The sequence below is a fragment of the Sunxiuqinia rutila genome (assembly GCF_050589705.1).
Classification (GTDB): domain Bacteria; phylum Bacteroidota; class Bacteroidia; order Bacteroidales; family Prolixibacteraceae; genus Sunxiuqinia; species Sunxiuqinia rutila.
Genome location: NZ_JBNGOT010000011.1, coordinates 1 through 12,776, shown reverse-complemented (window position 1 = coordinate 12,776; position 12,776 = coordinate 1). Strand labels below are relative to the sequence as shown.

15 protein-coding genes are annotated in these 12,776 nt (G+C 48.2%); 14 read left to right on the top strand and 1 reads right to left on the bottom strand.

Going from position 1 to position 12,776, the window contains the following annotated elements; all coding sequences use genetic code 11:
- Positions 1 to 145: 145 nt before the first annotated feature.
- The gene (locus tag ACRD6K_RS14305; RefSeq protein WP_430973785.1) at positions 146 to 298 is read right to left on the bottom strand and encodes a hypothetical protein; all 153 of its coding nucleotides are present in this window, start codon (positions 296 to 298) and stop codon (positions 146 to 148) included.
- Positions 299 to 539: 241 nt separating this feature from the next.
- Here ACRD6K_RS14305 and ACRD6K_RS14300 point away from each other — a divergent pair, with 241 nt between their 5' ends.
- From ACRD6K_RS14300 to ACRD6K_RS14235, 14 genes are read left to right on the top strand one after another with little or no spacing between them, the layout of a single operon-like run.
- A complete protein-coding gene (locus ACRD6K_RS14300; RefSeq protein WP_430973784.1) occupies positions 540 to 902 on the top strand; it encodes a hypothetical protein in 363 nt (120 codons plus the stop codon).
- A gap of 21 nt (positions 903 to 923) precedes the next feature.
- On the top strand, positions 924 to 1,238 hold the full coding sequence (locus ACRD6K_RS14295) for a DUF4134 domain-containing protein (RefSeq protein ID WP_299578015.1): 315 nt from the start codon (positions 924 to 926) through the stop codon (positions 1,236 to 1,238).
- Positions 1,238 to 1,561, top strand: coding sequence for a DUF4133 domain-containing protein (locus ACRD6K_RS14290; RefSeq protein WP_430973783.1), 324 nt, complete (start codon positions 1,238 to 1,240; stop codon positions 1,559 to 1,561). Before ACRD6K_RS14295 ends, ACRD6K_RS14290 begins: the two co-directional genes overlap by 1 nt.
- Positions 1,558 to 3,987 (top strand): TraG family conjugative transposon ATPase, encoded by a 2,430-nt coding sequence (locus ACRD6K_RS14285; protein WP_430973782.1) that lies wholly within the window; start codon positions 1,558 to 1,560, stop codon positions 3,985 to 3,987. The genes ACRD6K_RS14290 and ACRD6K_RS14285 overlap by 4 nt, the downstream gene beginning before the upstream one ends.
- A gap of 1 nt (position 3,988) precedes the next feature.
- A complete protein-coding gene (locus ACRD6K_RS14280; RefSeq protein ID WP_430973781.1) occupies positions 3,989 to 4,657 on the top strand; it encodes a hypothetical protein in 669 nt (222 codons plus the stop codon).
- A gap of 20 nt (positions 4,658 to 4,677) precedes the next feature.
- A complete protein-coding gene (locus tag ACRD6K_RS14275) occupies positions 4,678 to 5,412 on the top strand; it encodes a hypothetical protein (protein ID WP_430973780.1) in 735 nt (244 codons plus the stop codon).
- A gap of 22 nt (positions 5,413 to 5,434) precedes the next feature.
- A complete protein-coding gene (locus ACRD6K_RS14270) occupies positions 5,435 to 6,385 on the top strand; it encodes a TraJ family protein (protein WP_430973779.1) in 951 nt (316 codons plus the stop codon).
- Between the two features lie 42 nt (positions 6,386 to 6,427).
- The gene (gene traK / locus ACRD6K_RS14265; protein ID WP_430973778.1) at positions 6,428 to 7,054 is read left to right on the top strand and encodes a conjugative transposon protein TraK; all 627 of its coding nucleotides are present in this window, start codon (positions 6,428 to 6,430) and stop codon (positions 7,052 to 7,054) included.
- 19 nt (positions 7,055 to 7,073) lie between these two features.
- Entirely contained in the window at positions 7,074 to 7,433 is a 360-nt protein-coding gene (locus ACRD6K_RS14260; protein ID WP_430973777.1) for a hypothetical protein, read from the top strand.
- Positions 7,408 to 8,601, top strand: coding sequence for a conjugative transposon protein TraM (traM, locus tag ACRD6K_RS14255; RefSeq protein ID WP_430973776.1), 1,194 nt, complete (start codon positions 7,408 to 7,410; stop codon positions 8,599 to 8,601). Before ACRD6K_RS14260 ends, traM begins: the two co-directional genes overlap by 26 nt.
- An 8-nt stretch (positions 8,602 to 8,609) precedes the next feature.
- A complete protein-coding gene (gene traN / locus ACRD6K_RS14250; protein WP_430973775.1) occupies positions 8,610 to 9,419 on the top strand; it encodes a conjugative transposon protein TraN in 810 nt (269 codons plus the stop codon).
- A 58-nt stretch (positions 9,420 to 9,477) separates the two neighbouring features.
- Positions 9,478 to 11,430 (top strand): YWFCY domain-containing protein, encoded by a 1,953-nt coding sequence (locus ACRD6K_RS14245; RefSeq protein ID WP_430973774.1) that lies wholly within the window; start codon positions 9,478 to 9,480, stop codon positions 11,428 to 11,430.
- 12 nt (positions 11,431 to 11,442) lie between these two features.
- Entirely contained in the window at positions 11,443 to 11,958 is a 516-nt protein-coding gene (locus tag ACRD6K_RS14240) for a PH domain-containing protein (RefSeq protein ID WP_430973773.1), read from the top strand.
- A gap of 23 nt (positions 11,959 to 11,981) precedes the next feature.
- Positions 11,982 to 12,659 (top strand): DUF3945 domain-containing protein, encoded by a 678-nt coding sequence (locus ACRD6K_RS14235; protein WP_430973772.1) that lies wholly within the window; start codon positions 11,982 to 11,984, stop codon positions 12,657 to 12,659.
- Positions 12,660 to 12,776: the final 117 nt, after the last annotated feature.

Genomic DNA, 12,776 nt, shown 5'->3' with positions numbered 1-12,776 from the left:
CTTGCCTTTAGCCTGCCCACTTCAATAATTTGTCCTTTGAAATTCCCAATCAGCCAAAACCAAAAGGAAAGCCAATTTAACCGGTCTCCCCGAAGTCCTGCGCTGAGCAAACTGCAAGGCCAGAGCAAGTGCCCCACCTTTATGATTATTTTTCACCGAACCAATTCAACATTTTTGTTTTTGGATTGGTGGGCCAGCCTTGCACTTTTGCCCCGACCGGCTGAGCAATCGGCTTTCTTTCTTTTTTTGCCTTTTTTCTTTCTTTGAGGTAATGGTTTGTGAGCAATTCAAAATCCAATAAAATACCCCATTAAAGACGGGTTTATTTCCCAAAAAAACCTTGGAACGAACAAAACCATTCAAAGAGCCTGAAAATAAAAACACTCCCTGTTTTTTGTTTAACCATATAAAACACCCCACCTGACAAAGACTGTACAAAAAGTCAGCGCCTGCTTTCCAACCTTTGTTGCGGTGATTTGAAAAAGTGCTTTTGCCGCTTTCAAACTTCACCAAAGTTTAACCTCTAAAACACGCAGAACATGTTTGGAATTGATCAAATCAGCTGGGGACAGTTTGGCACTTTCATTTTGATACTACTCGCATTCTGGTACCTGTGGGTAATTTTGATGGCTATTGCTCATCAGGCAAGGTTCAAGCGGAATCACCCTTTTGAAGAAGATCAAGCCACCAGCTTTGCTCCGGAAAATTTAAGGCCGATTGCCGTTAGCTCCTTGGATCTTCCTTCACGACTGATCCCATTTTCACTGGAAATGGCTATTGCGCTGCCCGTATCCTTTTACGAGGAGACTGGCCTGGATGAAGGCTATGCCATCAGCTGCTTTGCCCGCCCCAACGATTCCCGTCTTCCTGCAATTCTGGAACAAGTCCAGTATCAACAATAACCCTTAAAAATTTTAGCGATCATGAAAACAAAGGTTCAACGATTCTTTTTCAAGGCAGTCCCCGTGCTTGCAGTTGTTTTTCTCCGTGGTGCTTATGTTTTGGCCCAATCCTCTGCCGGAATTGATCAGGCTACCGCTGAAGTCAGCTCTTATGTCGATCCGGTCTCCAACCTGATTATTGCCATTGGCGCTGTAGTAGGCCTGATAGGCGGTGTTCGGGTCTATATCAAGTGGCAAAGTGGTGACCAGGATACCCAGAAAGCCATCATGGGCTGGTTTGGTGCCTGTCTGTTCCTGATTCTGGTGGGGGTAGTTATCAAATCCTTTTTTGCCTGATGAAAAGCTATCCGGTCAAGAAAGTCGATACCCGCTTGTATATCAAGGGGCTTTCCGGCTCCCTGGTCTTTCGGGCGCTCTATGGGATACTGGCAGCCTTTTTCGGCTTCTCTGGAATCTACATTCTTTGGGGAGTTTCTCCGGCCGTGCTGTTGGTTGTGCCGATGTTCTTTACTTACCTCTACCGGCTGCATAAGATTCATGCAAAATATGGACCGGAAGGCTGGGATAAAAAACGGACGGCCCGGAAGCTGCCTCAGTTTATCAGCTGTAAGCGAAGGATCAAGTGTGCGCATCAAACCCTACAGCCCCTGAAGCCATGAAAATCAACAAGCTTGAAAAAATGCTCCCCATACTGGGATTTAAGGAAGATATCCTGCTCAGTAACAACCTGGATCTGACCCTTGGCTTTCGGCTGGAGCTACCTGAAGTACTTTCCTGTAGCCGGGAAAAGCTGTACCGGCTGCACGATACCTTCCAGCGGATGATTAACCTGCTGCCCTCGGGAAGCCTGGTACACAAACAAGACCTGTTTTTGGTTCGATCGTTTAACCCACAGGAGAAGATCGCTTCCAGCCGGGGGCATGATACCGGCAGTTTGAATGCCAGTTACCTTCGCCACTTCAAGGGGCGCCAGTCTTTGAGCCACGAATGTTTCCTGTATATCAGCCTGCTGAACCGGGGCCTTTTGAAAAACTACCTGGAGTCGGCTTTGATCTTATCGCGCCGGGAGCATAAGCTGGAGAACCTGCGCTTTGACAGGATTTTGGAACTGAAAAGCAACCTGACGGCTGTTTTTACCCAAAACGGAATCGGTTGCCAGCCTCTTACCCTTACTGAAGCAAGCGGAGATGAAAACCGACTGGGCCTCATTGAGCGTTTTTTAAGCCTGAACTTTAGCGATGACCATCCGGTGCTGGGTGGAATTGACTTTCGTGACCGGCTGAAGGTGATGGATCAGTTTGTGGAGATCCTGAGTTTGAGCGATTATTCCCATATCCCGGGTGAGCTGCGCCCCTGGACCTCGCATCCGCAAACCGGCCTGCCAGTGTCGATGGTGTATCCGGTGAGCTTTCACCTGCCATTTTCACACATCACCAACCAGTTCATCTACCTGCCCGAACAACAGGAGATCAAAGCTTACCTGGAAAGCAGCTACAAAAAGATTTTCAGCCTGTCGAAGTTTTCCTCGGAGAATAAGGTCAATGCTGGCTTGATCGAATCTTTCCTGGATCAAACGCAAAGCTCGGGAGAAAAGATTGTGAAAACACATTTTAACCTAATGCTGTTTGATGCGTCACTAAAGCAGCTGAAACAGCATAAAAGTGAAGCGGCCTCAGCCTTTTCTCTGATGAACTGTTTTCCCTACCGGCACAGCCATGATTTACCACTGTTATTCTTTGCCTGTGTGCCATATTCCACCCAGCTTCCCGAAACGGAGCTGTTCATTACCCAGGTGCCCCAGGCCTGCTGTTTGACCAGCTTTGAAGGTGAAATCCAAAACAGCACTTCAGCTTTTACCATTTGCCTGTCTGACCGGCTGGAAGGCTGCCCGGTGGATATTGACATCTCGGATGAGCCCATGCAGCGCCACCTGATTCATAACCGTAACAAAATCATCATTGGAGGATCAGGCTCCGGGAAATCGTTTTTCACGAACCATTTGCTGCGTCAATATGCTGAAAGCGAAAACTGCCACATTGTTTTGCTGGATGTGGGACGAAGCTATGAGCTGCTGACCCGCTACCTGGATGAACGGCTCAAAGCCCGGGGAGGAGCTATGATGGTGGAGTTTACCGCAGAGAACCCCATTTCGTTTAATCCTTTTATGCTGGATGGACAACCTGATATTGAGCACAAACAGACCATCCTGTCGGTGATCTACACGATTTACAAAGAAAACCTGTCGGAAATGGAGAAAGATGTGATTTCCCATTCAGTCACAGCCTTTTTTGATTCCGATCGGGTAAGCGAACGTTCCTTTAACGGGTATTATGCGTTTTGTCGGGATTTTATCCCTCAGCTGGTGAAAGAACAAGCCCTTCGGTTCAATGTCAACGAATTCTTCTTTCTGCTTTCGAAATTTTACCGGGGAGGGGAGTACGACTATTTGTTGAACCGGCCCATGAATACCGATGAATTCTTCCGTTGTCCGTTTCTGGTATTCGAACTTGATGCGATCAAAGACCATGCGGTGATCTTTCCGGTAGCTACCCTGATTATCATCAATATCTTTCTGCAGAAGATGCGGCGGCTGAAAGGCGTACGCAAAGTTATCTGCATTGAAGAAGCCTGGAAGGCCATTGCCACCCCGCAAATGGCTTCGTACATCAAATATTTCTTTAAAACCATCCGGAAATTTTTTGGCGAGGCGATGGTGGTTACCCAGGAGGTGGACGATGTGATCTCTTCTCCGGTGATTCGTGATGCGGTGATCAACAATGCAGATACCCGCATTCTGCTTGACATGAGTAAGTTCCGCAATAAGTTCGACAGTATCAGTAAAACACTGGGACTGTCGGAGTTTCAGAAAGAACAAATCCTGTCGATTAACCGGAACCTGCCTGCAGGGCGCAAGCTGAAGGAAGTATTTATTGGTCTGGGCAGTTACTCGCAGGTCTATGCCCTGGAAGTCAGCCGACCGGAATACTATTGCTATACCTCTGAGCAAAGTGAAAAGGAGGAGGTGCTGAACAGCCTTTCCGGAGGGGCTGGTACTTGCTTTTTAGAAACCTTAAAATCCATTTGACATGAACTTTAACTACAATGCGAAATCCCTGTTTTTAGCCTTGGTTGTGCTGATGTTAACGCACTGCCTGACAGTTGACAATGCACAAGCGCAGGCCCCGGTAACCGATGTGGGAGCCGGGATTCAGCGTGAAGCCCTTTGGGATCAGGAAAAGGGAATTCTATCTGAAATCAACTGGTACAACATCCTGATCAAAGTCCTGAACGGAGATATCAAGGGCTTGACCGGTGAGCTGTTAGGCATTGACCAGCAGATGCTGGAAAGCCTGCAGAAAGTATCTTCCCTGATCAAAGACTACAAGCGGGTGAAGGAAACCAAGGACATGCTGGATAAAATCATCCAGGTGTATACCGAAAAGCTTCCCCTGCTGGTGGAGGATGAGAATTTTTCGCCGCGCCAGGCTGAAGCTATCGTGCAATCCTTTGACCTGATACTGGATGACAGCCGCCTGCTGATTACCACCGTTTTGAATGCCATCGTGAAGGACGATCTTTTTTTAATGGATGATAAACAGCGTTATGACACGATCAATGGCATTTATGAGGATGTCCGCAAACATTACGGAACGATCTGCTATTTGTACAACAAGCTGTTGTATGCTTCTTACCAGAAGAGCTTTGAGTCCGGTCAGCTGAAAAGCTTTGCCTTTTACTACTCCCTTTACAATTAATGACAATCCAAAAACAGAAAATGATGATTAAACCAACAGTCATAAAAATAACTTATTGGGTCCTGCTACTGCTTCTCATAGTGCTTCTTGGGGAGCGAAAGTCCCACGCCCAGCTATTGAATGTCAAGCCCTGGCACGGATACTATCCGGAAATGAACGGTACTTACCCACTGAGCTTTGTTGCTTTTAAAGGCTGGTTAATCCCTACACCTCATTTTTTTGTCCGGAGCTGGCCGACACACTACTATGTGGAGCTTGGAGCTTTGCCCGTTTCTGATGCCGGCGGCTATGCCGATATGCTTCGAATCAATTTTTTGAAGCTGGTTTCCCGCCTGATCGAAAAGGGGCAGATGAAAGGCCGGTATCAGGAAACTGCCCGGATTAAAGATTATACGCAGGAACAAAAGGAGATCGAAAAGCTTCTTTTTGATGCCCGCTCAGACCAGTTGCCGGATGTGTATGACCTTGCTGGTGCTTTTATCCGCCTGTATCAAAGTATTAACCGGCTGGACAAGCTGGAAGACTGCCATTGGATGAAACAACTACTGGAAAAGGATGCAGATGGCCTGCTGGTCCGCTTCATCACGGTCAATCTGCTGCAAACGGATCACGGTCAAAAACTGGAAGCCTTTTCTGAAATCCGCCGTGAACTTAGCCGCCAGACCGGCGATGCGGACTATGCTTACCGAAAGGTGCATTACTACCAGGCTTATGCACAGTCTGGTCAGAGATCCTTTGCCTTTATGATTCAATAGATAACCGCTAAAAATGAAGACAATGCTCTTACAGGTAATAACTACCAATGACTTCTTCTCTTTTACAGAGGTGCTGATCCGGGGAGGGCTGGACAATGCCCGGCTGCTGGTCAATATGGCCCGCGCTATTGGTGGTATTGCGGCCTTTTTTTACATCTCCAAACGGATCTATGAACAGCTGATTGCCGACAATCCCATTTCAATTCTGCCTTTGCTCAGGCCTTTTGCCCTGGTGCTGGTGATTAGCTTCTGGGGGCCGTTTGTTCAGCTGCTGATGGTACCTACCAATGGATTAACCAGATTGTCGGAGGCCATCTATGCCGATAAAAAACACCTGGTAGGCGAGCGGCTGGAGCAAAAGCAGGAGGCCATTCTGTATGCTGACCTGCCAGCCTTTCAGGAGAATGAAGAGAAGGAAGCGATGCTCTGGGACAAGGGCATCAACATGCTTCTGACCACTTATAACATCATTTCCGGGAGGGCACTGCGGCACCAGATTAACTTTTACCTGATGGACGGAATCCGTCAATTGCTGGAGGCCTTGTTTGAGGTGCTGATCTACCTGGTTGCTTTTCTTCGAACCATCTTCTGCGTGCTTTTGGTGGTCTTTGGTCCCCTGGTTTTTGCCATCTCCATCTTTGATGGATTCCAGGAAAACTACCTGAGCTGGATTGCCCGCTTTATCAATGTGAACCTTTACCTGCCCATTGCCTTGATCATCCTGTCGCTGGTGCAGGAGGTGCTGATCTTTGTGCTGGAAGCTGAAATTGCTCAGATCCAAAGCTCCCTGATCTATACGCCGTCCCTGTATTATGTCTCTAACCTGGTAGTGCCGGTCTGTGGCATTGTCGGGCTGATGATGGTTCCCAAGATTGCCTCCTGGATCATCAGCGCTTCCGGAACCAATACCGGTGGCGGCCGACTGATACGCACCGCAGCAGTGATGGCCATCACCAAAGGAGCCCTGAAATAGCAGGCAGTAACTTAAAAAGTCAATATCAAATACCCATTATCAATGAAAAAGATTTTTGATATCCAACGCAAGTTTCGGTTCACCGTCTATATCCTGCTGGCAGTCAGCCTGGTCTTAACGGGCTTTAGCTCCTTTGTTTTTGTCCGCTCACTCAAGCTGGTGGAACATTCCCGGGAGAAGATCTACGTGCTGGATAACGGGAAATCCCTGCTCCTGGCCCTTCGGGAAGATATCTCTGAGAATCGTCCGGCTGAGGCCCGCGATCATGTGAAGCGCTTCCATGAACTATTTTTCACCATGGAACCTGACAAACAGTACATCGAGAACAACACGCGGGAAGCTCTCCACCTGGCGGATGGTTCGGCCATGAAGCAACACCGTTCCTACAAGGAAAACAATGTCTATAACCAGGTTATTGCCTCAAACATCAGCATGACCCTGCAGACGGACTCGGTGCAGATCGACTTTTCGGCTTATCCCTATCGGTTTTGGTATTTCGGGAAACAGCGGATCGTCCGGAAGTCTACCATCACCCTGCGTAAGCTGCTAACTACCGGGCAGCTTCGTAACAGTTCCCGCACAGACCATAATCCACACGGTTTTCTAATTGAGGACTGGCTGATTACCGATAACCGGGATCTGGAAACCCACAAGCGCAAATCTTTTTAACCCTTAAAACCCGGAACAAGTGACTCGATCTTATTCATCAACTAAAAGGCAAAAGCCGGAAATGCCACGCTTCCAGGACGTGAGCCGATTTACGCGAATCATCAACCAGCTGGACAGCCGGGACCGGAAGCTCGATCCCCAAAAACGAAGAAGCAAATGGATGCTTGTTCTTTTTATCCTCTTCTTGCTTTTCCTGGCCTCTTTCCTGATTTCCTTCCCGGACTTTTCCCATGAGAAGATTGGAACTAAAGAGCAGTTCTTTCCCAGTGAACCAGAAAACTCCGGGCAAGCAGCCATCCCCGGTTTTGAGCTGCCGGTGGATTCCTTTGAAAACCTTTTAAAACAACATATCCATGAGAGCATACCTGAAACGAAATAAACCCTTATTGTTCCTGCCCCTGGTGATGGTTCCCTTTCTTGTGCTGATTTTTTACATTCTTGGCGGAGGGGAAAACCCCAAGGGGAAAGACCAGAGCCAGGCACGGCAAGACAGCCTTCAAGGGGCCAATTATGACCTTCCTGATGCCGACCACAGCCTGGAGATCCTGGATAAAACAGCGGTAAGCCAACAGGCTGATGAAATCATCCTAAGCCAGGATTACGGCTTGTTTGAAGATTCCTTTGAAAAAGAAAACGACTTGTCAGATCGCAGTACTACAGAGGAAGTGTCGGGAAAGGGGAGTGAGTCTGCAGTCGTGGCAGAGCAGGGAGCAAGTTCCACTGATCCTGATAACCTGTTAGGGCACATCCAGCGTCGGGAGCGAGAAATACGCCGTGAGCTGGAAGCCGGTCAACCCAAACAATCAAACCTAAAAGCCAAGGAGTCGGTGGCAAAACACCCGGTAAATCCGATTGAAAAGGAGAATGTTACTAGCGAGGCCAAACCAGCAGATCAAGCCTTTCCAGCAAGCGGAATCGAAGAGTTAGACCGTGTTTTTAGGCAGGCCCAGCAATTGGCCCGGCAAAATGACTCCCTGAAAAGCTCCCTGAAGGAAGCCAATGCTTTTCGGGAGAAGCTGGAAGCCGAACGCTTCCGCTCGTTTACCCTTGAAAAAGGGCAGCGTTCTGCATTTAAGCCTGCTGAGGTCCCGACCACCTTATTGAAAGCTGAGGTGTACGAAACAAGCACAGTACTGACTGGCAATCGCATTAAACTGCGACTGCTGGAAGAGGCTTCAGTCGGGGGAATCATGATCCCGGCAGGTACCTTTATCTACGGAGTTTGTGAAGTTGCCAATGAACGGCTTCGCATCACGGTCAGCCAGCTTCCGTATCAGGGAGCGTTTATCCCGGTTGACCTTAGTATTTATGATCTGGACGGACTGGTCGGGCTGTATGTGCCGGACAATGCTGCGCGGAAAGTAGCGAAAGAAGTAGGCAGCTCAACCAATACCTCTTCCATGTTTGGGATGACGGGAAACCCCTTAAGCTACGCCGGTGTTCAGGCAGCAGACCGGACCGCACGCTCCCTGCTGCGGATGGTCAGGCTCAGAAAGGTCACCATCAAGAAAAATACCCTGGTTTATTTAATCAATCAACCCAAATAGAAACCCTTATGAAAGCATTAGTTATTCTTATCCTTGGCATGTCGCTGTACTTGTCGGCGAGCGCTCAAACCACGACCAATTTTATTCAGCTATCCGATACCAAGACAAGCCACCTGGTTTTTCCTGAACAGGTGGACTATGTGCAGGCAGGCGATTATTCCCTGGTACAGGCGGAGGTCGTGCCGGAACTTTCTAACCTGGTGCGCATGAAAGCGACCCAAGCCTTTGAGAAGCCGGTGTCTTTAACGGTGGTTTGTGCCGGCCGGATTTATGCGTTCGAGCTTGGCTACGGCAATGAGGCACCCATTATCTACCAGGCAGCGTCTTTTCACGCTGAAGATGCCCAAACCTTTAGTGGCAAGCTGCTACCCGATGGTGTGCTGAGGGACTTGTGTGATCAGGTTTTGGATAAGCACCGGAAGAACTACCGAAACCGAAAGGTTCAAAGGGAGGGGATTCGTCTTCGACTAAACTCCATACACCTGCATGATGATGTTCTGTTTTTGGAGTTGGAAATCCGAAACCGGACTCCCATGGCCTACGATGTGGAGAGTGCTCATTTCTGGATTACTGATAAACGTCAGGTAAAAGCAACCAACGTGCAGGAATACCTGATTACGCCGGATTACACCCGAAATAAAATCCGCCGTATTCCGGGCTACACCACGGTTCGGGAAGTGTTTGTCTTTGAAAAGATGACCATCCCTAACCAGCGCATCCTTCTAGTTGAACTGAACGAGAACGCACTGGGCAATACCGGACGAAAACTCAGTCTTGAGCTTAAAAACAAGGATATTCTCCAGGCGCGTAAACTCTAATCTCTTGTCATCCGAATACTCTAATCTTCTCATTCTTCAACCTTCCAATCTTCCAACGATGAATCATGAGCCACATGACCTGGTAAAACTGCACGAGGGATTCCGCTTTTTCAGCTACCTGTTACTGATCTTGTCTTTGTACGTGGGGAGTATCGGTTACTTCACCCGGCAGGGACTGGTAATCCCGGAGTTTTCTCCTTTGCTGGAAAAGCTGCAAGGCCTGCAATTTCTGTCGGATGTGCAGCTGTCCAAACTGGTATGCCTGGTCTTTCTGGCCATCACCTGCATAGGAACCAAAGCACACAAGGACCGGGAACTGGCCGTACCTGTTGTTGTCCGTCAGGTGGTAGTCGGACTCCTTGTTTACTGGGGAAGTTTACTCTTTTGGGATTGGTACCCGTTGACTTATATGGGATTGAGCTTCGTCGGCTTTGTACTGCTGAATATAGGCTTTGACAACATCTCCAAGCTGATTAATGTGAACCTGATGAAAGATCGCTTTAACATCGAGAACGAGAGCTTTCCACAGGAAGAAACCTTGCGTGAGAACGAATATTCGGTGAACCTGCGCTCCACTTACCTGTATAAAGGCAAAGAACAGCCGGGATGGATTAACATTGTAAATCCCTTCCGGGCCACGATGGTGATTGGCACACCCGGCTCCGGCAAATCCTTCTCGGTTGTTTTGCCCTTTATTCGTCAGCATTTGGCGAAAGGCTTTGCGATGTGTGTGTACGACTTTAAATATGCTGATCTTTCAGAGGTCGCCTATAACCATTTTCTGAAAGCCCAAAAAAGCGGGAGTCTTCCAGGCTCAGCCCGCTTCTATGTCATCAACTTTGAGGATATCCGAAAATCCTTCCGGTGTAACCCCTTGGCTCCGGAGCTCATGGAAAGCCCTGTCGATGCCTTTGAATCCTCCCGCACGGTGCTGTATAACCTGAACCGGGAATGGATCCGTAAACAGGGGGAATTTTTCTCGGAAAGTGCCGTGTCCTTTTTTGCGGCCGTGATCTGGTTTTTGAAAAAATACCGACAAGGGGAGTTCTGCACCCTGCCGCATGCCATTGAGCTGTTGCAACTGGATTACGATGAGCTGTTTGCCGTCCTGGAACAGGAAAACGATGTTGCCAATATCATCAACCCTTTTATCAATGCTCACAAGCGTGGAGCTAATGAACAGCTGGAAGGGCAGCTGGGAAGTTTGAAAATTGCCATCTCCAAAATCATTAGTCCGGAGATTTACTGGATCTGCTCCGGGAATGATTTTTCGCTGGATATCAATCACCTGCAGTCTCCTAAAATCCTGTGCCTGGCCAATAATCCACTGCGCGTGGAAATGTACGGGGCCGTTCTTTCCCTGTTTATCACGAGGATGCTGAAAATCATAAACCGAAAAGGGCAGCACCCTTCATCCCTGATCTTTGATGAACTGCCAACCCTATACTTTCGGGGGCTGGACACGCTGGTTGCCACGGCCCGGGCCAACCGGATTGCGACCCTGTTGGGCGTTCAGACCATCGACCAGTTGATTCGGGATTACGGGAAAGAGCAGGCCAATGCGATTACCAGCAACATTGGCAACGTGTTTTCCGGACAGGCAGCCGGTGAAACGGCCCGGTTTATCCAAAACCGGATGGGCAAGATTTTGCAGGAACGCCAAGCCATCAACATTAACCGGAATACCCAGTCTTCGACCTTTTCAACCCAGCTGGACTACCTGATGCCGGAAGGCAAAATCGCCACCTTGCCCCAAGGCTGGATGGCCGGGCAAGTGGCCGATAATTTTGGAGAGACCGTGGCCCAACGAAATTTCAACGGACTGATTCGGGTAGATGTCAATGCCTGGCAGCGGGAAGCGGCCCGTTATGTGCCCATTCCTGATTTTTACAGCTTTGACAACATCCCGGAGGTACTGGAACGAAACCGGATTCGGATTCAGAACGATATCCGCTTGATGGTTAATCAGAAGCAGATGGGTCCTAAAAAGGCTCAAGTAGAAACACACTAGAAATGACTTTCTATGATTGAACATGCAAGCTACCTTACATGCCGGCCCTCCCAATTGCTTAACTTGGGGAACTTTTTACTGGTATTGATTCCGGTACCGGCGCTTTTATTGTTGAACGATCTTATTGATAGGCATCTGCTGGCAGGGGTTATCCCGGAGAACATGGAAGATCCGATACTTTGGATGCTGGTTTTTTGGGGAATCGTCACTGGTGCAAACTTAGTCTATCACATGCTCCGGATACAGAGTATCTGTTATGAAATTACAGCCGAAGAACTACAGTTTCACTCGGGTATTCTGAGCCGGAAACACGAATACATCGAACTTTACCGGGTAAAGGATTTTCAAGTTCAAAGGCCTTTGATCTACCGGATTTTTGGCCTGGGCAACCTGCTTATTTATACCTCGGATAAAACCACTCCGGTATTAAAAATGGCAGCAATCCGGAATCCGCAAACGATCTATAAAAACCTTCGCGATTTGGTAGAACAGAATCGCAGGGAGAAACATGTTTTCGAAGTTGATTAATAACCCTTTAAAAATTAGAGATTATGGAACAAAACACACGCATGAAGGTGGAAGATATCCCCTTCGACAAACTGGAAAAAGCCGGAATTGACCGCAGTTTTGTGGACCGGATGGAGAAACGCGAACTGAACGATTTTTTGAACGGTTTCCGTTCTGAAAAGCTTTACACCATCAACGCCCGGATCAATGACCAGGATTATAAGATTCCGGCTAAGATTCGCCTGAGACAAGATCAGGATGGGAACGTTGATGTGAGAGTTCATCCCATTCAACGGCTTCATATCCCTGATGAATACCTGGGGCACAAGTTCAGCAAAGACGAAAAGGGGGCACTGCTGAATGACAAGAACCTGGGAAAGACCGTTGAGCTAACCAGTAAAAATGGGCAAAAGGATACCTACTACCTCGGAATTGACAGCAAGACCAATGAGTTGATTGCCTTAAAGACCCGCTATATCCAGATCCCGGATAAAATCAAAGGGGTGAGCCTAACAGCGGATCAAAAGGAAAAGCTTGCCGCAGGGCAGAAGGTGACCATTGCCGGGATGACCGGTAAAAACGACAAAAAGTTTGGAGCAACACTTCAGGTGGATGCTGCCGGCCGGAATATCAGTTTTAAAGATTTTAAAAGTGAAAAGCAGGAGCAAAGTCCGGAGCAAAAGGCTGAGAAAAGCAAAGGAGCCCAACAAAAAGTGAGTTAATCGTTAGTCAGTCTCGTTTCCAACGAAGGGGAAATTCTGAAGTCAGGTTTCCCTTTCTTTTGCCCCGTTCAGCGATGAAACGAAGAAGAAATTCAGAAGGGAAATCTTGATAGAAAG

Excerpts from the sequence above, each read along its gene's own strand:
- ACRD6K_RS14300 (WP_430973784.1), top strand. The coding sequence starts at position 540 with ATGTTTGGAATTGATCAAATCAGCTGGGGACAGTTTGGCACTTTCATT.
- ACRD6K_RS14295 (WP_299578015.1), top strand. The coding sequence starts at position 924 with ATGAAAACAAAGGTTCAACGATTCTTTTTCAAGGCAGTCCCCGTGCTT.
- ACRD6K_RS14290 (WP_430973783.1), top strand. The coding sequence starts at position 1,238 with ATGAAAAGCTATCCGGTCAAGAAAGTCGATACCCGCTTGTATATCAAG.
- ACRD6K_RS14285 (WP_430973782.1), top strand. The coding sequence starts at position 1,558 with ATGAAAATCAACAAGCTTGAAAAAATGCTCCCCATACTGGGATTTAAG.
- ACRD6K_RS14280 (WP_430973781.1), top strand. The coding sequence starts at position 3,989 with ATGAACTTTAACTACAATGCGAAATCCCTGTTTTTAGCCTTGGTTGTG.
- ACRD6K_RS14275 (WP_430973780.1), top strand. The coding sequence starts at position 4,678 with ATGATGATTAAACCAACAGTCATAAAAATAACTTATTGGGTCCTGCTA.
- ACRD6K_RS14270 (WP_430973779.1), top strand. The coding sequence starts at position 5,435 with ATGCTCTTACAGGTAATAACTACCAATGACTTCTTCTCTTTTACAGAG.
- traK (WP_430973778.1), top strand. The coding sequence starts at position 6,428 with ATGAAAAAGATTTTTGATATCCAACGCAAGTTTCGGTTCACCGTCTAT.
- traM (WP_430973776.1), top strand. The coding sequence starts at position 7,408 with ATGAGAGCATACCTGAAACGAAATAAACCCTTATTGTTCCTGCCCCTG.
- traN (WP_430973775.1), top strand. The coding sequence starts at position 8,610 with ATGAAAGCATTAGTTATTCTTATCCTTGGCATGTCGCTGTACTTGTCG.
- ACRD6K_RS14245 (WP_430973774.1), top strand. The coding sequence starts at position 9,478 with ATGAATCATGAGCCACATGACCTGGTAAAACTGCACGAGGGATTCCGC.
- ACRD6K_RS14240 (WP_430973773.1), top strand. The coding sequence starts at position 11,443 with ATGATTGAACATGCAAGCTACCTTACATGCCGGCCCTCCCAATTGCTT.
- ACRD6K_RS14235 (WP_430973772.1), top strand. The coding sequence starts at position 11,982 with ATGGAACAAAACACACGCATGAAGGTGGAAGATATCCCCTTCGACAAA.